Source organism: Frankia sp. CcI156 (assembly GCF_001983015.1).
Taxonomy (GTDB): domain Bacteria; phylum Actinomycetota; class Actinomycetes; order Frankiales; family Frankiaceae; genus Frankia; species Frankia casuarinae.
The window spans coordinates 21,351-44,360 of record NZ_MOMD01000047.1 but is presented as its reverse complement, the minus strand read 5'-3'; the positions used below and the strand labels follow the sequence as shown (position 1 = coordinate 44,360).

Annotated in this window: 16 protein-coding genes; 8 read left to right on the top strand and 8 right to left on the bottom strand. The window is 73.4% G+C overall.

The features are described 5' to 3' along the window. The first annotated feature begins 179 nt into the window (after positions 1-179). The 3 genes from CcI156_RS16955 (at position 180) to CcI156_RS16945 (ending at position 4,843) form a co-directional block, all read left to right on the top strand. Positions 180-1,547: a zinc-dependent metalloprotease gene (locus CcI156_RS16955; protein ID WP_076806785.1), complete on the top strand. Its 1,368-nt coding sequence runs from the start codon at positions 180-182 to the stop codon at positions 1,545-1,547. Between the two features lie 177 nt (positions 1,548-1,724). Then, entirely contained in the window at positions 1,725-3,005 is a 1,281-nt protein-coding gene (locus CcI156_RS16950; RefSeq protein ID WP_076806783.1) for a ThiF family adenylyltransferase, read from the top strand. Between the two features lie 113 nt (positions 3,006-3,118). Then, entirely contained in the window at positions 3,119-4,843 is a 1,725-nt protein-coding gene (locus tag CcI156_RS16945; RefSeq protein WP_023841364.1) for an AarF/ABC1/UbiB kinase family protein, read from the top strand. Between the two features lie 17 nt (positions 4,844-4,860). Here the strand turns inward: CcI156_RS16945 and CcI156_RS27850 are convergent, their stop codons facing one another. Beyond that, positions 4,861-5,814 (bottom strand): alkaline phosphatase family protein, encoded by a 954-nt coding sequence (locus CcI156_RS27850; RefSeq protein ID WP_371681818.1) that lies wholly within the window; start codon positions 5,812-5,814, stop codon positions 4,861-4,863. A 43-nt stretch (positions 5,815-5,857) separates the two neighbouring features. Between CcI156_RS27850 and CcI156_RS27845 the strand changes: the two genes are divergently transcribed. Further along, entirely contained in the window at positions 5,858-5,992 is a 135-nt protein-coding gene (locus CcI156_RS27845) for a hypothetical protein (protein ID WP_023841362.1), read from the top strand. Between the two features lie 527 nt (positions 5,993-6,519). Here the strand turns inward: CcI156_RS27845 and CcI156_RS16935 are convergent. The 3 genes from CcI156_RS16935 to CcI156_RS16925 all read right to left on the bottom strand — a co-directional run bounded on the left by CcI156_RS16935 (position 6,520) and on the right by CcI156_RS16925 (position 9,607). Next, on the bottom strand, positions 6,520-6,810 hold the full coding sequence (locus CcI156_RS16935) for a WhiB family transcriptional regulator (protein ID WP_011438164.1): 291 nt from the start codon (positions 6,808-6,810) through the stop codon (positions 6,520-6,522). 110 nt (positions 6,811-6,920) lie between these two features. Then, entirely contained in the window at positions 6,921-7,196 is a 276-nt protein-coding gene (locus CcI156_RS16930; protein WP_076806781.1) for a hypothetical protein, read from the bottom strand. A 200-nt stretch (positions 7,197-7,396) separates the two neighbouring features. Further along, positions 7,397-9,607 (bottom strand): ATP-dependent DNA helicase UvrD2, encoded by a 2,211-nt coding sequence (locus CcI156_RS16925; protein ID WP_076806778.1) that lies wholly within the window; start codon positions 9,605-9,607, stop codon positions 7,397-7,399. Positions 9,608-9,701: 94 nt separating this feature from the next. Between CcI156_RS16925 and CcI156_RS16920 the strand changes: the two genes are divergently transcribed. Both CcI156_RS16920 and CcI156_RS16915 read left to right on the top strand, forming a co-directional pair. Further along, positions 9,702-9,941 (top strand): mycoredoxin, encoded by a 240-nt coding sequence (locus CcI156_RS16920; RefSeq protein WP_011438167.1) that lies wholly within the window; start codon positions 9,702-9,704, stop codon positions 9,939-9,941. A gap of 113 nt (positions 9,942-10,054) precedes the next feature. Continuing rightward, a complete protein-coding gene (locus CcI156_RS16915; protein ID WP_076806776.1) occupies positions 10,055-11,218 on the top strand; it encodes a GAF and ANTAR domain-containing protein in 1,164 nt (387 codons plus the stop codon). 79 nt (positions 11,219-11,297) lie between these two features. On the opposite strand, the gene CcI156_RS16910 is transcribed toward CcI156_RS16915, so the two are convergent. Together CcI156_RS16910 and CcI156_RS16905 are read right to left on the bottom strand one after the other, a co-directional pair. After that, a complete protein-coding gene (locus CcI156_RS16910; RefSeq protein WP_076806773.1) occupies positions 11,298-12,644 on the bottom strand; it encodes a pitrilysin family protein in 1,347 nt (448 codons plus the stop codon). Then, complete coding sequence (locus CcI156_RS16905; RefSeq protein WP_011438170.1) at positions 12,641-13,942, bottom strand: pitrilysin family protein; 1,302 nt, start codon at positions 13,940-13,942, stop codon at positions 12,641-12,643. The genes CcI156_RS16910 and CcI156_RS16905 overlap by 4 nt, the downstream gene beginning before the upstream one ends. Before the next feature lie 233 nt (positions 13,943-14,175). On the opposite strand from CcI156_RS16905, the gene CcI156_RS16900 reads away from it, so the two are divergent. Then, positions 14,176-15,522 (top strand): helix-turn-helix domain-containing protein, encoded by a 1,347-nt coding sequence (locus tag CcI156_RS16900; protein ID WP_254847476.1) that lies wholly within the window; start codon positions 14,176-14,178, stop codon positions 15,520-15,522. 28 nt (positions 15,523-15,550) lie between these two features. Next, positions 15,551-16,342 (top strand): endonuclease/exonuclease/phosphatase family protein, encoded by a 792-nt coding sequence (locus tag CcI156_RS16895; RefSeq protein ID WP_076806769.1) that lies wholly within the window; start codon positions 15,551-15,553, stop codon positions 16,340-16,342. On the opposite strand, the gene CcI156_RS16890 is transcribed toward CcI156_RS16895, so the two are convergent. Continuing rightward, positions 16,300-19,692 carry an ATP-dependent DNA helicase gene (locus CcI156_RS16890; RefSeq protein WP_076806767.1) on the bottom strand — a complete coding sequence of 1,131 codons (3,393 nt, stop codon included), beginning with the start codon at positions 19,690-19,692 and terminating at the stop codon, positions 16,300-16,302. The two genes, CcI156_RS16895 and CcI156_RS16890, sit on opposite strands and share 43 nt — an antisense overlap. Beyond that, complete coding sequence (locus CcI156_RS16885; RefSeq protein ID WP_023841359.1) at positions 19,689-23,009, bottom strand: ATP-dependent DNA helicase; 3,321 nt, start codon at positions 23,007-23,009, stop codon at positions 19,689-19,691. The genes CcI156_RS16890 and CcI156_RS16885 overlap by 4 nt, the downstream gene beginning before the upstream one ends. Position 23,010 lies beyond the last annotated feature (1 nt).

The following is a 23,010-nucleotide window of genomic DNA, read 5'->3' as shown; positions in this document are numbered from 1 at the left end:
GGCGCGGGCGGGGCGGGCGCGATCGGCGGGGCCCCCGCCGGAGAACACGTCGGTTCCACAGCTACGACCGTAACGGTCGGGGCCAGCGCCGTTTCGCCCGTCGGGCAGAAAACGCATTACCGTGGGTTCATGTGCCAACCGTGCGTGCGACTGCCCGCCTCCCGAGGAGGCTACGGCCGATGAGTGGCAACTTCCCGTTCGGCTTCACGCCCGCTGGCGGCGGCGACGAGCCCCGGCCCCCCTTCGGTGGCGGCGCCCCGTTCTTTGCCGAGCTCGAACGGCTGCTGTCCTGGCATGGCGGTCCGGTCAACTGGGAGCTGGCCCGCCAGGTGGCCGTCAGGTCCCTCGGCGACACCGACTCCGCGGTGTCCACGGCCCAGCGGGAGCCGGTGAGCGAGGCGATACGGATCGCCGACGTCTGGCTCGACGCGGTGACCTCGCTGCCGGCCGGAGCCACGGCGGCGCAGGCCTGGTCGCGGCAGGAGTGGATCGAGAAGACCCTGCCGGTCTGGCAGACCCTCTGCGACCCGATCGCCACGAAGGTCGCCGAGGCGATGCGCACTGGGATCTCCAGCGGGCTGAACCACCTCGGTGGTGGCGGGATCGAGCTGCCGAGTGAGCTGCGCGGCGCGCTGCCCCCGGGACTCGACCTCAGCGGGCTGATGGCCACCGGCGGCCCGATCATGCAGATGATGGACCGGGTCGGCGGGATGCTGTTCGGCGCCCAGGTGGGGCAGGCGATCGGCACCCTGGCCGCCGAGGTCGTCTCCTCCACTGAGGTCGGGCTGCCACTCGGACCGGTCGGGACCGCCGCCCTGATCCCGGCGGGTGTCGTCGCCTTCGGTCAGGGCCTGGAGATCCCCGAGGACGAGGTCCGCATCTACCTGGCGCTGCGGGAGGCCGCGTCCAGCCGGCTGTTCGCGCACGTCCCCTGGCTACGCGCCCACGTCCTGGGCGCGGTGGAGGAGTACGCCCGCGGCATCGCGGTGGATACCGAGGCCGTCGGACGGGTGATGCGGATGGTCGACCCGACGGCGTTGATGAACCCTGAACGGCTGTCGGAGGCGCTCGGCGAGGACGTGTTCAGCGACGCCACCACCCCCGAGCAGAAGGCCGCGCTCGCCCGTCTCGAACTGATCCTCGCGCTGATCGAGGGCTGGGTCGATCATGTGACGGACGCCGCGRCCACCGGTCATCTGCCGGCCGCGGGCAAACTGCGCGAGATGGTGCGGCGCCGTCGCGCCGAAGGCGGTCCGGGCGAGCAGACCTTCGCCACGCTGGTCGGTCTCTCCCTGCGGCCACGCAAGCTGCGGGAGGCCGCCGCCCTGTGGGAGGCGGTACGGGACGCCCGGGGTCACGAGGGTCGCGACGCGCTGTGGGCGCATCCCGATCTGCTGCCCACCGCGGCAGATCTCGCCGCCCCGGAGGCGTTCGTGTCCGGCGCGTCGTCGAGCGCGCTCGACGACCCGATCGGTGAAATCGAGAAACTCCGCGGCGCCCCACCCGCCGATGGCGGATCCGACGGGCCGGACAACCCGGACAGGTAACCCGGACGGACCAGTGATGATCCACAGTTTCGTCCACAGCACGTCCACAGCGATCCACGGGTGTTCATCCTTCGCCGGTCGGACGTGCCACGCTGAGGATCCGCCGGTCGCCGTGACCGGCCCGTCCTGGTCCGATTCCCCGGCCTCAACCGGCCGGCGGGAACACCCGGAGGATCCATGCGCCCGATCCTCAAGCCGGGCCTGCGCCGGCTCTGGCACAACAGCTCCACCCTGCAGCTCGGTATCGACACCGCACGCGCCGTCATCCTCGCCGACCTGGCCCCGTCGGACGCCGCCCTGCTCGACGCCCTCGACGGCAGCCGCACGCTGGAGCAGCTGCGTCTCGATGGCACTCCCGCCGGCCGGGTCCTGCTCGACCTGCTCGCCRAGGCCGGTCTGCTGGACGACGCCACGGCGCCTCCCGGTGCGGCACCGCTGCCCGCGGTCGAGCATGACCGTCTGTCGCCCGACCTGGCGGCGCTGTCCCTGGTGTCGGAGGATCCGGCCGGTGCCCGCCGGGTCCTCGCCACCCGCCGGGCGATGCGGGTCCTCGTGCGCGGCGCCGGTCGCGTCGGTGCTCAGGTCGCGGCCCTGCTCGCCGCGGCCGGGATCGGTCGGGTCGTCATCGACGATCCCGAGGTGACGACCGCCGCCGACGTCTCCCCGGGCGGCCTGCGCCTCGACGACGTGGGGCGTCCCCGGTCCCTGGCCACCGGCGCGGCGGTGACCCGGGCCAGCCGGCAGGGCGCCGGGCACCGTCGGCCCGACGAGGACCGGTTCGCCGCGGATCTGATCGTGCTGGCTCCGGTCGGTCTGCCGATGATCCACCCTGGGGAGTGCCTCGATCTGGAAGGCCGAGGCACCGCCCATCTCGTGGCCGGAGTGCGGGAGACCACGGGGATCGTCGGTCCGCTCGTCGTGCCGACCGTGACCGYGTGCCTGCACTGCCAGCACCTCCACCGGTACTCCCGGAACCCGGTCTGGCCGGTGCTCGCCATGCAGATGGTCCACCGCCCGGCCACCGGGCCGGACGCCTGCGAGATCACCCTGGCKGGTCTTGTCGCCGCGCTCACCGCCATGCAGGCCCTGGCCTTTCTGGACCTCGCCGCCYCGCCTCCACCCGACCTATCCGCCCTATCTGCCCTATCTGCCCTATCTGCCCCACCCGACCTGTCCGGCGTCACGGGACCCGCCCCGGGCCAACATCCCGACAACTCGGACCATCTGCCACCGACAGCAAACAGCCATAATGAGACCTTCATTACATTGACTTCCCCGCGCACGGTCCTACCGGTGACCGCGGTCCTACCGGTGACCGCCGACGGCACGCTGGAGTTCACCGTTCCCGGCTGGCGGATTCGCCGACGCACCTGGCCGGTCCACCCCAACTGTCCCTGCCGCACCGCCCGATCGGCGGCCGCGTCGGCGGAGGCCTCTGCGCCGGTGGCACCCGCGTGACCGTTCCACCCCGCSGGCGGTCGCCGCGCCGGCGTCCTGGAGTCATTTGGCGTCCTGGAGTCATTACGCCTGGCYGGCACCCGTGACGACGCGGAACAGGGCACGATGGAGCAGTGTCCGAGATCCCACGGCGGGCCGTCGTCCGCACCGCCAAGCTGGCCACGCTTCCCATCGGAATAGCCGGCCGAGCCACCCTCGGCGTCGGCAAACGCATCGGTGGTCGCCCCGCCGAGGCCGTCGCCTCCGAGCTCCAGCAGCGCACCGCCGCGCAGATCTTCCGGGTGCTCGGGGAGCTCAAGGGTGGCGCCATGAAACTGGGCCAGGCGCTGTCCGTCTTCGAGGCGGTGCTTCCCGACGACGTCGCCGGGCCATACCGGGCGGCGCTGACCAGGCTGCAGGAGGCGGCGCCCCCGCTGCCGGCGGCAGTGGTGCACCGCGTGCTCGCCGAGGAGCTCGGAGCGGACTGGCGCTCGCTGTTCACGAGCTTCGACGACGTTCCGGCGGCGGCGGCCAGCATCGGCCAGGTGCATCGGGCGGTCTGGGCTGACGGCCGAGCCGTCGCGGTGAAGGTGCAGTATCCGGGAGCGGGTCCCGCTCTGCTCGCCGATCTCACCCAGCTCGGCCGGGCCGCTCGGCTGTTCGGCGCGGTCACTCCCGGATTGGACATCAAGCCGCTGGTCGAGGAGCTCAAGGCCCGAATCGCCGAGGAGCTCGACTATCGGTTGGAGGCCGCCTGGCAGGGGGCCTTCGCCGAGGCGTACGCGGACGACCCGGACGTCGTCATCCCCCGGCCGCTGGCCGGTTCTGGCCGGGTGCTCGTGAGCGAGTGGATCGAGGGAATACCCCTGTCCGTCATCATCGCGGACGGTACCCCGCAGCAGCGCGACACCGCCGGCCTGCTGCTCGTGCGGTTTCTCTATTCCTGCCCGGGTCGCGCCGGTCTGCTGCACGCTGATCCGCATCCCGGCAACTTCCGCCTGCTGTCCGACGGGCGGCTCGGCGTCCTGGACTTCGGCGCCGTGAACCGCCTGCCGGACGGCCTGCCGGCGCCGATCGGCCGGCTGGCTCGACAGACCCTGGCCGGGGACGCCGACGCCGTCGAGCAGGGACTGCGCCGCGAGGGCTTCATCCCGCCGTCGGCCGAAATCCGAGCCGAGGACCTGCTGGATTATCTGGCCCCGATGCTGGAGCCGATCGCGGTGGAGGAGTTCACCTTCTCCCGAGGCTGGCTGCGCAAGGAGGCCGCCAGGCTCGGAGACTGGCGGTCGGCGGCGGCACAGCTCGGTCGCCAGCTCAATCTGCCGCCGTCGTACCTGCTCATCCACCGGGTGACACTCGGCGCGATCGGCATCCTGTGCCAGCTGGGCAGCACCGGCCGCTTCCGGGACGAGATGGAGCGCTGGCAACCCGGGTTCGCCGAACCGGGGACGGCGACCGCCCGCGCGGCCGAGGACGCCAACCGGCCCGGTCGTCCCCTGCCCGCTCTCCCCGTCCAGGACGAGGCCGGAATCGTCCGGCCGCTGGACGGCCCGGTCGTTCTGGCCGGCGGGTTGCCCGGCCCGCGCAAACCCCGCAGACCAGGACGGACCGGCAGGACGACCAAGGCCCGCAAGGCCGGGAGGTCGGCGGCCGACACCGCTCCGGCGACTGCCGACGACCTGGCCACCGCCCCCGCGGCGCTGCCCCTACAGGCCGAGCCGGCCGAACCGAGCCGGCCCTCTACCCCGGCGAACCGCTCCGCCGCGGCTCGACCCGGGTCGGGCCGCAAGGCCGCCCCGCGCCGGGCACCGGACGAGGAGTCGTTCTCCGACCCCGCAACCGTGACCGACGCTTATTGACGGGCTGGCCCGGCGGGTCAACCCCCCGGCTGCTCGACGATGTCAACGATGTCGACGCCGAGGTACAGGAAGCCGTATCCCTCGTCCCGGAAACGCACCCCGGCGGCGCGCAGCGCAGCCCCCCAGTCGCCCTGGCAGGTGGGATCCGCCGCCTCCGAGCCGTGGTCGGCGGTCAGCAGGATCGCGGTCTCGGCCAGCAGATCCCGCTCGGCGAGCAGGTCGAGGAAGGCGCACAACCGGGCGTCCGCGTCCCGCAGCGCGGCGCGGGCCTGCTCGGAGTACGGGCCGCCCCCGTGATGCCCGGTGTCGGTGATGGTGGTGTTCCACCACATCAGGTCCGGGGGCACCGCGTCCGCCGCCCAGAGCTGCTGGACCTGCGCGAGGCCGAGCGCGTCCACCCGGGTGGACCAGGCATAGTCGGCGTTCTCCCCTACCCAGCGGGCGGTGGCGTGCGGGTCGCCGTCGGCCGCAGGCAGGTAGTCCCCCATATCGCCGGCCCCGCCRTGGTTACCGGCGGCCCGCACGAGCCCGAAGGTCGAGTAGTCCRCACCCCGGTCGACCGGTTCGTTCACGCAGGCGCYGGTCGCCCCGGGTCGGTCGCGCGCGAGGGCCTCGAACAGCGTCTCCACCCCGTCCCGAAGCTGATCGCACGCGGAATGCCAGGTCCGCACGTCGTTGACGATGACCTGCTCGCCGGTCGCCCGGTCGAAGTACACGTTGTGCAGGATGCCGTGCCGGCCCGGCCCGACTCCGGTGAGCGCGGAGGTGTGGTTGGTCAACGTGACGCTGGGGAACTCGGCGATCGCGCCGCCGGTCAGGGCCGTCCCGGTGGCAAGCAGACGCGCGACCCCCGGCAGCTCGCCGGCGTGCGCGAGGTGCAGGACGTCGTTGCTGTTGGCCCCGTCCCAGAGCAGGCCGACGACGTGCCGGGCCCCTGGCCCCACCAGATCGGTGAGCGGCGTCCCCTCCACATCCGCCATGGTCACGCCGGCGAGGGCCGCGAGGGTGGGTCCGATGTCGATGACCCGCGCCGGACAGGATCAGCGGAGCCCGGGACTGGCCGGCATCCAACGATCCGTGCTCACCCAGGTGGCCGCCGCGGTCGGGCCAGTAGTGCCGGGGGGTGTGTACGACGATCAGATCGGGTGAACGGCTGGGATCGGCGAAGGCGGACAGCAGTCGCCGTCCGGCGAACGGGTAGGAGTTGCGCTCGTTCGGTGGTGACGGGTCGGCGAGCGCCGCCGCGAGCGGCACGCCGTGCATCGGATCCTCCGACCCGAGCGGATCACGCCCGAAGCGAAGTTCCCGGGGACCGTCCGGATCGGCCACCGGCAACCGCGACGAACCGATCGCGTTCGCCACGTAGAGCCAGCCGGAATCGACCCAGGCCACGAGATCCACGATCGCGGCCAGCTCGGGACCGGTGAGGATGGCAACGGCCAGAGAAAGATCGTCGGATGCGGCCAGTCCCGGCGCTCCGGCCGGACCCGCACCTGTGGACACCGGGTAGACACGCTCGCTGCTGGGCACGCCGGAACAGTACCGGGGCCGCAGGCACCAGCGGAAGAAAAGCGCGGCAACACCGGTGGGCGGAACACCGACGATCCGGTGTCCCGCCCGTGCTGGTGCGGCGATSCCACCGCCGCCCCCGTGTGATCAACGGGTGGCACGGGGGCTCAGGCGGCGACCTCTTCTTCCTTGCGCTCCTTGCGCGGACGGCCGCGGGGCCGCTTACGCGGGACGACGCTGCCGGTCACCAGCAGTTCGCCGCCCCACACTCCCCAGGGCTCGGCACGGTCCAGCGCGGCGGACAGGCACGCCGCCCGGATGGGACAGGTCCGGCAGACGGCCTTGGCGGTCTCCACGTCCGCCGGGGACTCAGCGAAGAACATGTCAGGATCTACGTCCCAGCAGGGCAGGACGAGACGATCCCGCTCGATCCGGGAAACGACCGAGGGGTCGAACACCGATGTCACCTCCGAGACAGGTTGGTCTTCGGGTGGGATGAAGGAAGCGAAACGACAAAGGCCGCAGTCCCCATCGGGATCCGCGGCCTCGGATTCGGCTCCAGTCGGCGCTAGTCCAGGAGCGGATCGTGGGCGGATCCCCGGAAGGTGAAGTGACGGTGTGCATAGCCGGACGCCAGCGCCACGCCCCCCGCCGGGTTCGGGAACGCGGACTCCTGGGCCGACAGATCATCGGCTTGGACCGTGGGGACGGCGGCGGACGTGCCACGGCCTGCGGACGCACCGACGACGGCACCGATGGCGRCACTCATCAATGCCGCGCCGTGCCGGTTCTCCCACGGACGGGTGATCTCGGCGACAGCTCTGTCCATCACGATGCTGAACACGACGAAATCACCTCCTTCTCTGTGGGCTCGGGAGTCCGTGGGCTCGGGAGTCCGTGGGACCCGGAGTCCGTGGGACCCGGAGTCCGTGGGACCCGGACGGGTGTCACTCCACATGCCCGCTTCAGGCGTCCTCGGTAACGGTAGAAGCTCGCCGCGCGAACCACAACATATTTTCTGTGTTGCGCCGCGAACACTTCCAGTTACGAAGCGTCGGGCGGCGTGTCGGACCCCAGTGACTCCACCACCAGCGGCGACCCGACCGGCGGCGTGCGCCCCGCGACGAGGGCGAGTACCTCCTCCCCGTAACGGTCGAGTTTGGCCTGTCCGATGCCGGGCAGCCGCACGAGCTCGGCCACCGTGCCCGGCCGGCTCTCGGCGATCGCCTGCAGCGTGGCGTCGGTGAAGACGACGAAGGCCGGTGCCCCCTGTTCCTTCGCCCGCGCCGAACGCCACACCCGCAGGCGCTCGAACAGCGCGGCGTCGACGTCGCCGGGGCAGCCCTCGCAGCGCCCGACCCGCGCGTGCACACCCGTCAACGACCGGCCGCACGTCCGGCACCGCACCGCCGACCTGCTCCGGGACCGACCCGGGCCGGTCTCCTCCGCCCCGGCCACGGGCCTCGTGCCCTCGCCTCGCCCCCCGTGGCGGACGCCGGCCGCGGACTCCCGGCGCATCGGACGCAGATCGTCGAGGAAGCGAGACGGCCGCCTCGACCGCCGGCCGCCCTCCGCCCGGGACAGCGCCCAGGACAGGACGAGGTGCCTACGGGCCCTGGTCACCCCGACGTAGAGCAGGCGACGTTCCTCGGCGATCTGCTCGGCGGTCCTGGCATGGACGAGGGGAAGCGTGCCCTCGGTCAGCCCGACGAGGAACACCGCATCCCATTCCAGGCCCTTGGCGGTGTGCAGGGTCGACAGGGTCACCCCCTGCACCGTCGGCTGATGCTCGTGGGTCGCGCGGTCGCCGAGCTCGGCGACGAAGGCCTCGAGGTCGGCCTCGGGCGAACGGGCGGCGAGATCGCCGGCCAGCCGGTGCAGCGCGGCGAGGTTCTCCCACTGTTCCCGCTCGGCGCCCGRGCCCACCGTCGGCTGGTCCGCCCGCCAGCCGAGCGCCGCGAGGATGTCGGCGACAGCGGCCGTGAGTCCCTCCGGGCGGTCGGTGTCGGCGGAGCGCACCGCGGCCCGCAGCAACCTCATGGCCGCGACGACCTCGGTCCGCTCGAAGAACTTCTCCCCGCCCCGGAGCAGGTAGGCGATACCGGCCCCGCCGATCGCCGCCTCATACGCCTCGGACTGGGCATTCGTGCGGTACAGCACGGCGATCTCACTCGCCGGCACGCCCTGGTCGAGCAGCCGGCGGATCCGGGACGCCACCGCGGCGGCTTCCGCCGGCTCGCTGTCGCACTCCAGCCACACCGGGGCGGGACCGTCCGGGCGAGCGGCGACGAGGCGGGCCGCCGGGGCCGCCCGCATCAGGGTGTTCGCGAGTCCGACCACCTGGGGGGTGGACCGGTAGTCTCGGATCAGACGCACCACGGCCGCGTCCGGGAACCGGCGCGGGAATCCGAGCAGGTGCTCGGGCGACGCCCCGGTGAACGAATAGATCGTCTGATGGGGGTCCCCGACGACACAGAGGCTGTCGCGCTCCCCCAGCCAGGCGTCGAGGACACGCTGTTGCAGGTCGTTGACATCCTGATACTCGTCAACGACGAAATGGCGGTATCTGGCCCTCACCTCGGCCGCGACCCAGCTGTGCTCCTCGATCATCGCCGCGGTCAGCAGCAGCAGATCCTCCATGTCGATCACACCGGCGTCGCGCTTGACCTCCTCGTACGCGGCGTAGAGCCGGGCGACCGTCTCGGGGGGAGCGGCGGTCTCCCGCCCGCTCGCCGCCGCCATCCGGGCGTAGTCCGCCGGGGTCACAAGCGTCGTCTTCGCCCACTCGACCTCCGAGGTGAGGTCGCGCAGCTCGGCCCGGTCCGGCCGCAGGTGCAGGCGGGCGGCCGCCCGCACCACGTACGGGATCTTGCTCTTCTCCACCTTGGGCAGCGCGACCCCGGCGACCGACGGCCAGAAGTACAACAGTTGCTTGAGAGCCGCGGAATGGAACGTCCTGGCCTGCACTCCATCGACACCCATGGCCCGCAACCGGCCGCGCAGCTCTCCCGCAGCCCTGGCCGTGAAGGTCACCGCCAGGATCTGGCCCGGCCCGACCCCCCCCTGCGCGACCATGTGCGCGACTCGATGGGTGATGGTGCGTGTCTTACCTGTACCGGCGCCGGCGAGGATGCAGACCGGTCCGAGCGGGGCTCCGGCCGCGGCCCGCTGTTCGGGATCGAGCGCGGCGAGCAGATCGTTGCCCGATCGCACACGGGCGGCCTGGGCGGCGAGGGCAGGCGGTCCGGACATCATCCGATACGGTAGTCCCCGCCGCGCGGCGGGAACCGACGGCGCCGCGGTGGGGTTACATGAACCGTTGTGTCACCAGCGGCTTGGAGGCCCTTTCGTGCTCACGATCTACACGACTTCCTGGTGTGGCTACTGTGTTCGGCTGAAGCGCCAACTCGACCATGCCGGCATCGAGTACACGACCGTTGATATCGAGCAGGACCCGACAGCAGAGCAACGTGTCCGCGATGCGAACAACGGGAACGCGACCGTGCCGACCGTGCTCTTTCCCGATGGCACTGTGATGACGAACCCGAGCCTTCGCCAAGTCACAGAGAAGGCCACTTCTGCCGCATAACGGATACGTAGAGCAACGACATCTCSGGAGTTCTTACCTTCCCACTGCACACGCGGCCGGCTCGTGGGACGGTGTCCGTTACTGCCCGTGAAGTTTGTGGGAGAGTTCGGCCTGTGTCGTCAGCACCTTCAGAACAGGCGTGGAGCACCGTCGATGCCGCGCTGCGGGCCKCCAGTGCCCTTCACCGGATGGAGACGGCCTGTTTCGTCGTGGTATCGACGACGACCGCGAGCTATCTCCGGGTAACAGGTCCCTCCCCTGGTCTCGACGAGGGAACGCACTATCCCCGGGGGGACAGCCTGGTCGCCCGCGTGCTCGACGGCACGCCCGCCACGGCGTCCGGTCTTGACCCGACGCACGCCGGATCCGACACGGCCGAATACCGCCAGCTCGGGATACGCAGCCATGTCACGATGCCGGTGGTCCGCACGGACGGTCGGCTGGTGGGCCTCCTCGTCGGCCTGGACCGTAGCAAGGTGATCGTATCGGCCGACATCCTGGCCCTGCTGCGCGGGGTAGCCGATGCACTCGCGGTCACCGGGGACGTTCCCGCGCCGAGCCCGCCGACGGTCTCCGCGAACGGTCCCCGCCCGCCCGGCGGCCCGCCCCCGCCGGGCCCACCGGCGACCCCGCGCCCACCGGGGCGGATACCCACCCCGCAGACCATCGCGCGGGCGGCCCGGCCCGGACCGCCGGGCCGGGCCGGGCCGGACCGGCCCGGACCGCCGTCCGCGGCGGGCGGAACCGGGGCGGGAACCGGCCCCCGCCGGACCCCCTCGGACATGCGCCTTCGACGTACTCCCGCCGGGTGGGTCGTGGAGGGCCCCGGAGCCGAGATCCGGCCGGTCGGCGACCTCCTCTCGGCAATGGTGCTCGCCGATCTGCTGGCCGAGGATCTCGCCCCGCCCGGCCGACCCCGCCGCCCCGATCGTGACCTGAGCGAGGTCGAGCAGCTCCGGCTGTCCGTCGTCCAGCTGGAACACGCGCTGGCCTCCCGCGTAATCGTGGAACAGGCCATCGGGGTCCTCGCCGAACGTAACCACATCCGCCCGCGGGAGGCCTTCGAGCGGCTGCGGCGCACCGCTCGCGGAATGGGAYGCAGGGTGCACGATCTGGCTCGGCAGGTGGTCGATTCGGTTGGCGACCCACGCGCCGTGCTACCGGGCGAGCTCGGTGGGCGGGGCGGCAATCCACCGGGCGGTGGACCACCGGCACCGGGCCCCGGCGGCGGCGCGCCCCGCCCCGCGCCCCCGCGTCCCACCTCCACCAGGCGCTGAGCACGCCCCGCCGGGAGCGGGACCCCCGGGAGCGGGACCSCCGGGAGCGGGACCCCCGGGAGCGGGACGGGCCCGGTGCTCAGGTCGCGACGATGCCCAGTGCCCCCACGGTCGCGGAAATCCTGGCCGCGTCCCCGACGAGCACCGTGATCAGCTTTGCCGGGGCAAGCAGGTCCGCGGACACCGCCTGGATGTCGCCCACGCCGACCTCGGCGAGGGCGCGCGGGTGATCACGCAGGTACTCGACCCCGATCCCGGCCCCGGCCAGCGCCGACAGCGTCGARGCGAGACCGGCGGCGGTCGCGCTGCCCAGTGCCAACGTGCCAACGGCGTATTGGYGGGCGGCGTCGAGCTCCTCCTCGCTGGGCGGTAGAACCGCCATCCGCCCGAGCTCGTAGAAGATCTCCAGCAACGCGGGCCCGGTCACCTCGGTGGCGACGTCCGCTGCGACGGTGAACCGTGACCCTGCCTGGTAGTGATCGATCGAGCTGCGCGGGGAGTAGGTGTAGCCCTTGTCCTCGCGGATGTTGTTGACCAGCCGGGAACTGAAGTAACCACCGAAGATGGTGCTCGCCAGCCGCTGCGCCGGGTATCCGGCCGCGGAACGGCCCAGGGCCGGTCCGCCCAGCCTGATGTTGGTCTGCACGGCACCCGGACGGTCGACGATGACGATCGGGCCGGTGGTGAGGGCTGGGACCGGCGGGACGGTCCGCGCGGGCCCGCCCGTCCAACCGCCGAGCGCGGCGGAGACCGCCGCGAGAGCACGCGGCGCCGGCACGTCCCCGACCAGGGTGAGGATCGCGCCGGCCGGGGAGATCAGTTCGGCGTGCAGGGCCCGTACGTCCTCGGGGCCGACCTGTCCGACGGTCTCCGGCTCGGCGATGCCGGTGGCGTAGGGGTGGTCACCGAAGAGCCGGCCGAGCAGCGCCTCCCGGGCGATGACCGCGGGCTGGCTACAGGCGATCGCCGTGTCCTCGACGATCCGGTCGCGTTCGCCGGTGACCTCGTCGTCCGGGTAGGTGGCGCTGAGGAGCACCTCGGCCATGATTCCCAACAAGGGTTCGAGGTTCACCGCAAGGGCGGAACCGACGATGGCCAGCCGGTCGGCGTCAACCCCCGTCGACAACGATCCGCCCAGGCGCTGGACCTCGGTGGCCAGGCCCACCCGGTCGAAGCGGTGTGATCCGGTGAACAGCGTCTCCGCGAGCACCTCGGCCCGGGCCTGGTGCACGGCGCCGACGCCGGCGAAGGGGATCCGCAGCCGCACCTCGACCAGGGGCACACTGGCCCGCTCCACCACCAGCACCCGCAGACCGTTGTCGAGAGTGTGGTCGGTGACGGCCGGCAACTCCGCCGGGACGGTCGGGCGCACGGCCGGGATGACCGCCGCCCGGGTGGTCGTCGAGCTCAGCGCGCTGCCGCTCATGAGGCGGCGCCGGCACGCAGCTCCAGGACCGAGCGGCCCTGGTCGAGAAGCGTCCGGGCGGCCGCGGCGACGGCCTGCCCGGTCACCGCGGACAGTTCCGCGGGCAGTTCGTTCACCAACTCGGGACGTCCCCGTTGCAGCTCATGCACGGCCATGGCRAGTGCCCGTCCCAGCGCGTCGTCGGACTCACGCAGCAGCGAGGACGCCACCCGCGCCTGCACCCGCTCCAGCTCGCCGTCCGCCAGGCCCTCGCCCGCCAGCCGCGCCAGTTCCTCGTCGACGGCGGCGAGGACGGCGTCCGCGCTCGCGTCCTCGGACTGGCGGGCCTCCAGGGTCAGCAGCAGCGGGTCACGCTGCTCGAACGGATCCCCGAAGGTGCCAAGGTAGGTGCTCACACCGATGACCGAGCGATCCTTCTGCACCAGGCGGCGTTCGAGCCGGCTGGCGTCGCCGTCGCTGAGGATCTCGGTGAGCAGGTAGTAGGACAGGTAGGTGGACAGGTCTCCGATCGGGTCGGGCACCCGGTAGCCGACCGCCAGGGCGGCGCGCGGCGCGAGCGGGTCGGTCAGCACCGCCCGGCGCTCGGTACTCGGCACCGGCTCGGCGAAACTCACCCGCGTCGGCACCGAGCGGGCGGGGATGTCACCGAAGTACCGGTGGACGAAGGTGAGCGTCTCCTCCGGGTCGATGTCGCCGACGATGGTCAGCACGGCGTTGCCCGGTGCGTAGTACTTGTCGAAGAAGTCCTCGGCGTCGTCCAAGCTCGCGGCCTCGAGCTCGGAGAAATCCCCGTAGCCGTTGTGGGCGTTCGGAAAGGTGTCGAACGCGACCGGCGGCAGCTTGATCCAGGGAAATCCCCCGTAGGGGCGGTTCAGGACGTTGACCCGGATCTCCTCCTGCACCACGGCGATCTGGTTGTCCAGGTTCTGGCGGGTGATCTTCGGCGCCCGCATCCGGTCCGCCTCCAGGAACAGGGCCAGTTCGAGCGCCCCGGCCGGGAGCAGCTCGAAATAGTCCGTGTAGTCCGGGTGCGTCGATCCGTTGAAGATTCCGCCGGCGGCCTGGACGTGCTTCGGATGCTCGGCCTTACCGACGTTCTCGCTGCCCTGGAACATCAGGTGCTCGAACAGGTGAGCGAATCCGGTACGGCCCTCGGGCTCGGATCGAAACCCGACGTCGTAGTGCACCGAGACGGCCACCACCGGCGCGGTGTGGTCGGGGGCGAGCAGCACGCGCAGGCCGTTACCGAGCCGGGTCCGCTCGATCGGATAGGAGGATGCCGGCAGGGCCGACTTCACCGCGGTGGACGCGGCCGGGCCGGGTTCTCTAGGCGGGGACACAGTTGCCAACGCTACTGCCCGGCGGGCCGCGCCGGTGGCGAAGAGGACGCCCATCCCAAGTCATGGCCACGGGAGGCCGTGCCCCGACCCGCCCGGGACCGATTCCGCCGGCCGTCGGCGACGACCACGGGCGGCCCCGCCCAGACKACGAGGTGCGGGAGATTGCGACGGTCGGGCGGCAAACTGTCCTCATGGGACAGTTTCCAGCCGGGCTGAGCGAGATCCTCGCTGCCGAGTTCGACGCTCTGGGTGAAGAGATTATCGCCGCGATCGCCCGGGAGGTTCCCGCCTACGCGCGCCCGCTGGAGGGCAAGTTCGGCCATGGGGTGCGCCGCGGAGTCGACGAGGCGTTGTTCCGCTTCCTCAGCCTGGTCGAGGCCGGTCCCCACTGCACTGTCGACCTCGCCGCCAGCCGGGAGGTTTATGTCCGTCTCGGCCGCGGCGAGGTGTACGCGGGACGGTCGTTGGACAACCTGCTGAGCGCCTACCGGGTGGGCGCCCGCGTCTCCTGGCGGCGCCTCGGGGAGGCGGCGGCCCGCCGCGGCGGGCTGGACGGCCCGGCGCTGGTGTCCCTCGCCGAGATGATGTTCGCCTACATCGACGGCATCTCCGCGGCCTCCGCCGAGGGCTACGCCTCCGAGCAGTACACCGCGGCCGGTGAACTGGAGCGGCTGTGGGACCGGCTGGGCGAGATGCTGCTGTCCGGCGCGGCCGGCGGGGCGATCGCGCAGGTCGCCCGTTCCGGCAACGTGCGGCTGCCCGGCCGGCTGGCCGCCGTGCTCGTCCCCGCCCCGACCGGCTCCGCGGCTACCCACCCGGCTGACGGCGAAGCCGACCACGAGGCCGACCACGAGGCCGACCCCTGGGCAGGCTCGCTCCCCTCCCGGTTGCCCTCGGGCTGCCCCCGCGCCGTGCAGGGGGCAGACATCTGGGTGTTCGTCGGCTCAACCGAGCGGGCGGCCACCCGGGCGGCACTGGCGAAACAGCTCGCCGGGCTCGCCGCGGTGGTGGGACCGGCCGTGCCGTGGGGTCAGGCGGCGGCGAGCGCGGCGCGGGCGAGGTTCGCCTGCGATGCCCGCAGCGCCGGGCGGCTTCGCGGTATCGCCGCGGCCGACCCCCTGTTCACCGACGAACATCTCAGCGCCCTGCTGCTGGCCAGCGACCCCGGGCTCATCACCGACCTCGCGTCCCGCCGGCTCGCCCCCCTTGACGGGCTGCCCGACCGGACCAGGGAACGGCTGGCCGAGACCCTCCTGCACTGGCTGACCCTGCGGGGGCAGCGCGGGCTGATCGCCGAGCGGTTGCACATCCATCCGCAGACYGTCCGCTACCGGGTCAACCAGCTTCGCGAGCTGTTCGGACCATGTCTGGAGGACCCTGACACCCGCTTCGATCTCGAACTGGTGCTGCGCGCCGGGGGCGCCGAGGACGTGGCCACCGACCCGGTGAGCGCCGCGGTCCGCGAGGACACGGACGAGGGCCGGGGCCCGGGCTCCCGCCGTCCCGCGGCGGTGCGGGGTCGGCCACTCGGGCCGTGACGGACCCCGCATCCGATACGGTCCAGGCGTGCGGCTGGGCTCCTTCAACATCATGCACGGCCTGTCGCTCACGGATGGGACGGTCGAGCCCGCCCGCTTCGCCGCGGCCGTCTCCGCTCTCGGCGTGGACGTCCTCGGGCTCCAGGAGGTCGATCTCGACCAGCCACGATCGGGTGGGCTGGACCTCGCCGCGGAGGCGGCGGCGATGATCGGAGCCGGCGACGACGACTGGCGGTTCGTCCCCACCGTCTTCGGCACGCCCGGCGTGGGCTGGCGGCCGGCTGACGGGCAGCGCCGGGACGACGAGCCGGCGTACGGCATCGCTCTGATCAGCCGGCTGCCCGTCCGTGAGTGGCGAGTGATCGACCTCGGCCGGGCGCCGGTGCGGTCCCCGATCGCGATACCGGGGGGTCCGGACAGGCGGGGACGTCTGATCATGCTCGACGACGAGCCGCGGGCCGCGATCGCCGCGCGGGTGGAGTCGGCCGGGGGCCMGCTGACGGTGGTCAACACCCATCTGTCGTTCGTGCCGGGGTGGAACGCCGTGCAGCTGCGCCGGCTGGCCCGCCGGCTCGCGGACGTCCCGGGGCCGCTGGTCCTGCTGGGCGATCTGAACCTGCCCGGCCGGCTACCGGCCGCGCTCACCCGCTGGCGCCGGTTGGCGGTGACGCCCACCTACCCCGCGCACTCCCCGCGGGTGCAGCTCGACCATGTGCTGGCCCGCGGGCCGGTAGGCAGGATCATCGCCGTGCAGGCCCGCCGCGTGCCCATCTCGGATCACCTGGCGCTGTCCGTCGACCTCGCCGACCCGCGGGCCTGACCCGCGGCGGGCCCGGTGCTCGGACTCGCGAGCAGGTCGGCGAGCTCCTCCTCGGACAACGTCGGGGGCCGGACAACGGCGCCGGTACGCACGTACAGGAAGGCGGCGTCGACCGCACTCGGGTCGACGCCCCGCAGGCGGGCCCAGGCCAGCCGGTAGATCCCGAGCTGAAGATCGTCGGCATCGGACCGGCCGGTCTTCCAATCGACCACCTCCCATCGACCGCCGCCGAGGTCGTAGACAGCGTCGATGCGACCGCGCACGATCCGCCCGGCGAGGCGGAGCTCGAAGGGTGCCTCGATCGCGAATGGCCGCCGGGCACCGTACGCGGTACGCAGAAACGCCTGCTGCAGCGAGCGCAGATCGTCGTCGGTGAGCTCCGCGTCGGCCGCGCCGGGCAGATCCTCGGTGTCGATCAGTGCACGGTAGTCGAAAATCTCCTCAACCCAGGCGTGGAACCGGGTGCCGCGACGGGCCGCGGCCACTGGACGGCGCGGCAGCGGCCGGACCAGCTCACGGGCGAACGCCTCCGGGTCCGCGCGCAGCCGGACGATCTGGGACGCGGTGAGGCTCGCCGGCAGGGCGACATCGGTCCGCGCGAGGCGTGCCGCGCGTTCCTCGGCGAGCAGCAGCCGGGCCTCCCGGTCGAGCTCGGCGAGCAGGACGCGCTCGGCCGCCGTCATCCCGGCCGGACCGTCGACGAACGGTTCCCCGGCCGGTTCCGCCGACGCCCCCGGTACGCTCAACGCGGCCAGCCGCGCCATGACCCCCTCGGCCGCGGCGAGGCGCCGGGCGTACGGCTCCGGCTCGTAGGGGATCGGCCAGGCGAACCGTTCCGGCGTCGCCAGCGCCGGGTTGGTACGCTCCGCCGGCTCCGGCGCCCAGACGTCGACCAGCCCACCGCCGGTGCGGGCGTGCTCGGCGAGCTCGTCGAGGAACACCGAGGCACCGCGTGGGGTCTTCTGGGTGGGCCCCCACCAGTGCCCGCTCGCGAACAGCAGCGACTTCGCCCGGGTGACCGCAACGTAGGCGAGCCGGCGTTCCTCCCGCTCGGCGTACTGACGGGCATCGGCCCGGAAGGCGTCCAGGGCGGCCTTCTCGGCGCAGACCGTGAACGCCGGCAGATCGTCGGCATCGCCGCGCAGCGGGATCGGCAGCACGCCCGGCGAGGTGGTCCACTGGTCGCGCACGGTCAGGTCAGGGAACACCTTGCTGGTCAGGTTCGGGACGGCGACGACCTCCCATTCCAGGCCCTTGGAGCGATGCATCGTCATCAGGGCGATCGCGTCGGCCCCGGACGGGCCGGCGACGTCGAGACCCCGCTCGTGCTCCCGCGCCGCCCGGAGGAATCCGAGGAACGCGGGCAGGGAGTTCGTRCCGTCGGGATCGGTGAAGCCCGCGGCCACATCCAGGAAGGCCGCGACGTTCTCCTGGCGCCGGGCCCGCACCGCCACCTCGGTCGCCGTGAGCTCCACGTCCAGCCCGATCGTCGCGACCACCCGGTGCAGCAGGTCGAGCAGGCCCTCGCCGACGTGCCCACGCAGCGCGGCGATCTCGGCGGCAAGCCGACGCACCCGGGCGCGCCCCGGCGCGGACATCTGCGGCCCGRGGTCGTCGAGGACGTCCGACAGGGCGACGACGTCGGCGGGGTCGACGTCGGCGACCGCCTCGGCAAGTGGATCGGACCGTCCCGGCAGGTCCGGATCGCCGACCGGGTCCGGGACCCGCGCCGCCTCACGCGCGTGGCGGCCGAGCGCGGCGAGATCCCGGGGGCCGAGCCGCACCCGCGGCCCCGTGAGCAGCCGGACGAGCGCGGCGTTCGCCGTCGGCGAGTCGAGCACCTCCAGCATGGCCACGATCTCGGCGACCTCCGGGACGATGAGCAGCCCGGTCAGCCCGACGACCTCGACGGGCAGCCCGGCCGCCTGCATCGCGGTAAACAGCGCGGGGATGTCGCCACGGGCCCGGACCAGCACGGCGATGTCGCCGGGAGCGGTGCCGGCGTCGACCACCCGGCGGAGCTGGCCGGCGATCCAGGCCACCTCGTCGGCCCAGCTGACGTGCAACGCGACCACCGCCTCGCCCTGGTCAGCCACGTCGGGTCGCGGGCGGAGCTCGACGACGCGGTGACGGGCCCGCAGCTGTGCGGCGACGGTGTTGGCGAGGCGGAGCAGCCGGCCGCCGCTGCGCTGGTTCACCGACAGTTCGTAGACGGCCGCGGGCGTGCCGTCGGCCCCGGGGAAGTGCGTGGGGAAGTGGTCGAGGTTCGCCACCGACGCCCCGCGCCAGCCGTAGATCGCCTGGCAGGGGTCGCCGACGGCGGTGACCGGATGCCCGCCGCCGAACAGGCCGGTGAGCATCCGCCGCTGGGCCACCGAGGTGTCCTGGTACTCGTCGAGCAGGACGACAGCGGCCCGCGCCCGCTCGGCCCGACCGACCTCCGGCATGGTCTCGGCGAGCCTCGCGGCACAGGTGACCTGGTCACCAAAGTCCAGGACGTCGCGTTCCCGCCGGGCCGCCCGGTACTCCGCCACCAGGGCGGCCAGCTCCCGGCGCCCCCGGGCGGCGGCCGCGCACCGGCGTAGCTCCCGGCGGACGCCCCGGGTGCCCCGCCGCTGCTCGGCACGCCGCAGCGCCGCGTCGATCTCGGCGAGCAGCGCGCCGTCGAACGCGACGAGGTCCGCCGGATCGACCAGGTGCTCGCTCATCTCGGCGTCCAGCGCGACGAGCTCGCCGACGAGCGCGCCCAGCGAACGTGTCAGCGCCTCCACCTTCCCGCCGTGGGAGCGGGCGACCCGGGCGGCGAGCTGGTAGCGGGCCGCGCCGGAGATCAGCTGGAGGTCCGGCTCCAGCCCCAGCCGCAGGGCGTTGTCGACGACCAGCCGCCCGGCGAAGGCATGGTAGGTGGCGACGGTCGGCTCCCCGTCCACCTCGCCGTCCGCGGCCGGTCCACCCGGGCCCGCCCCAGCCGACGCCTTGCGCAACGCCAGCCGCACCCGGCCGGACAGCTCCGCCGCCGCCTTCGTCGTAAAGGTCAGTCCGAGCACCTGGTCGGGCCGCACCTGCCCGGTGGCGACGAGCCAGACCACCCGCGCGGCCATCACCGAGGTCTTGCCGGATCCCGCACCCGCGATGATGACCCCCGGTTCGAGCGGAGCGGTGGCCGCGGCGATCTGCTCGTCGGTATACGGGACCTCCAGCAGGTCGCGCAGGTCGTCCGGGTCGAGCCGGGGACCGGCGACGCCGCCCGCCGGGTCACCGTCGACGTCGCCGTCGAAACCGGGCAGGAACGGCTGGCGGGGAATCGTCACGTGGACGCCCGCGCCCGGCTGCTCCACCCGCGGGTTCACTCGACCACCTGACGTCCCTCGGGCCGCGCGGGGCAGCTCGTCTGGAAGGTGCACAGCGTGCAGTGGTCGCCGGGCGTCGGCCGGAACGCCTCGGCGTCGATGGTGCGCACCGCCGCGTCGAGCACCTCGTCCATCCAGGTCGCGCCGTGGGGAGGCAGCGCGCTCTGGGCCTGGACCTCCGGCGGGCCAGGCCGCTCCCCCGGCAGCCGCGGACCGGCCGCCGCAGCGCCGGCATCCCGCCGGAGCTGCACGAGCTCCGCCCCGCCGGGCACCGCCCGGGGCTGATCCGCCCCGGGCTGATCCGGCGCCGCGGCCGCGAGCACATCGTCGAGCGCGCCGGCCCGCACGGCGAGCTGATAGCTGCCCAACTGGGGGTGGGTGGCGAGCTCGGCGGGAGCGACCGCGGTCCGACCGGTCTTGAAGTCTATGACGTGGACCCGGCCGGCCTCGTCCAGTTCGAGCCGGTCGATGAATCCGCGCAGCTGGACGTCCCGCCCGGCGACCCGTAGGTCGCAGGAGAACCTGACCTCCGCGTCGATCACGCGCCGACCGCGCTCGGCGGCGTGCCAGTCCAGGAAGCGGGCGAGCGCCTCGCGGGCGGCCGCGCGCTCCTGATCGGAGCGCCAGCGGGCGTCGAAGTCCAACTGCCGCCACACCGTGTCCAGCCGGGCGTCGAGCGCGGCGAGGTCGGCCGGGGTCCGCCCGGTCGTGACCTCGTCCGCCAGGGCGTGCACCACCTTGCCGAATCCCTGCGCGGTCGAGGCCGGGGTGACCGCGTACGCCTCGTGCTCTAGGAACCACCGCAGGGAACAGGCGCCGATGCTCGACAGCGACGAGCCGGACAGCCGGATCGGCCCGGCCACCGGGACAACAGGAACATCCGACGTGGTGGGGTCGAGCAGCCCCCACCAGGTGTCCGGGTGCGCGGCCGGCACCAGGGGCCGGCCCGCCTGGTCCCGTGCGGCGGCGAGCGCGGCGAGGCGGGCCTGCGCGGCGGAGCGCATCACCGGGCTTGAGTCCGGTTCCGTCGCCAGCCGGCGCAGGGTCGCGACCAGGCCGACCAGGGTGAGCGGCCGGGCTGGGCGACCGGGCACGTGCTCCACCGCTACACCCAGTTCCTCAAGGAAGCGGCTCGGCAGGCTGCCGTCGTCCTCGGGGCTGTTCACCGCGGTGACGACCAGCCGGCGCCGCGCCCTGGTCAGGGCGACGTAGAACAGCCGACGTTCATCGGCGAGCAGGTCCTGGCGGGTCAGCGGCGGGCGCAACCCGCCCCGGGACGGCGCGTCGAGCTGCTCCGCACCGAGCAGCGAATGCCGCTCCCGCAGGTCGGGCCAGGTGCCGTCCTGCACTCCGCAGACGACGACGACCTCCCATTCGAGCCCCTTGGCGCGATGGGCGGTCAGCAGCCGCACCCCGCGGCGGCGCACGGACTCCCCGGCCGGCTTGAGGACGTCCCCGGCGATCTGCTGGCGGGTGAGCTCCGCGACCAGGGACGCGACGCCACCGCCCGGCCCACGCCGCTGGCCCAGCCGGGTGACGGCATCGAAGAGCGCCACGACGGCGTCGAGGTCACGGTCGGCCGCGCGCCCGGCGGCGCCCCCGGCCGCCGAGGCATGTCGCAGCCGCGCCGGCCACTCGCTCGCCGACCACAGCGCCCACAGCGCGTCCTGCGGGGCGCCCGAGGAGTCCCGCAACGCCTGACCGGCCGTCCGCAGCAGACCGCCGACCCGCCGGACCGGACCGGCCAGGTCGTCGGGGATCGTCGCCAGCCAGTGGTCGGGCTCGGCGACCGCCGCCCGCAACAGCTCCGCCGACGGCGCCGGATGCTCGGACCCCGCGTCGCGCTCGAAGGTGCGCAGAGCCCGGCCCAGCGCCCGCAGCCCGGCCGGGTCCGCTCCACCGAGCGGCGAGGTGAGCAGGGTGCGCGCCGCGTCGACGGTGAGCGCCCCGGCCGGATCCTCCGCGCAGCGCAGCGCCAGCAGGAGCAGGGCGGCGGCCGGCTCCTGGGCGACCGGCAGGTCGTCACCGTCGGCGCTGACCGGAACGCCGGCGGCGGCCAGCACGCGGCGCAACCGGCCGATCCGCTCGGCCGTGCGGACCAGGACCGCCATCGCGTCCCAGGCGACGCCGTTCTCCAGATGTTCGCGACGGAGCAGGTCGGCCACCGACTCGGCCTCCGCGCCGGTGCCCGGAAACGTGCGGGCCTGCACCTGGCCTGCCCCGGCGTCGGCGCGCCCGACGAGGTCGCGGTGTGCCCGGATCGCGGCCACCGGAAGCCCGGCGGCCGGGATCCGCCGGGCCACGTGCCGGCTCGCCGCCAGCGGGGCCGGGGCCATCCGCCGACAGCGCCGCAGCGCGACGATCGGCGCCGGCTCGCCGTCGAGGCGGGGGAACCGGGCCGGGAAGCCCAGCAGGCCGGCGACCTCGGCCCCCCGGAAGGCATAGATCGACTGGTCCGGGTCGCCCAGCACGACGAGGTTGCCACCACCACCGGCCACCGCCTCCAGCAGGCGTTCCTGAGCCGGATCGGTGTCCTGGTACTCGTCAACGAAGACGTGCCGGTAGCGCCCACGCAGCCAGGCGCCCCCCTCGGCACTCTCGGCGACGACCACGGCCCGGTGGACGAGATCGGTGTAGTCGACCGCCCCCTCGAATCCGAACACGTCGAGGTACATCTCGTAGAACTCGGCGAGGGCGGCCCAGTCCGGGCGGCCGGTACGCCGAGCGAGCTGCGCCAGCGCGACCGGTTCGAGCCCGACCTCGCGGGCCCGGGCCAGCAGCGCCCGCACCTCCTCGGTGAAACCGCGGGTGCGCAGGCAACCCACAAGCGGCTCGGGCCAGACCGGCCGGCCGTCCTCGCGGGAACCCTCGATGAGATCGCGCAGCCGACTGTCCTGCTCCGGGCCGGACAGCAGCCGGAGCCCGCCCGGCGGGGCCGGCCGCTCGTGCGCGCGCAGCAGCGCCAGGCACCAGGCGTGGAACGTCCACGCCCCGGGACCTCCGCCGGCCCCGCCCTCGGCACCGAGCCGTGCGGTGATCCGCTCCCGCAGCTCTCCGGCGGCTCGCCGGCTGAAGGTGAGGACCAGGATCGACCGCGGATCCGTCCCGGCTTCGATCCGCGCGGCGACCGCCTCGACGAGCGTGGCCGTCTTCCCGGTGCCGGGCCCGGCGAGCACCAGCAGCGGCCCGACGCCGTGCTCGACCACCGCGCGCTGCGCCGCATCCAGGACGAGCGGACGCGGCGGCGCGACCGGGGCGGCGATCAGCCGGTAGCCGGGGCGCGGGGCGGTGGGGGCGGGGGCAGGAAGGACGACCACG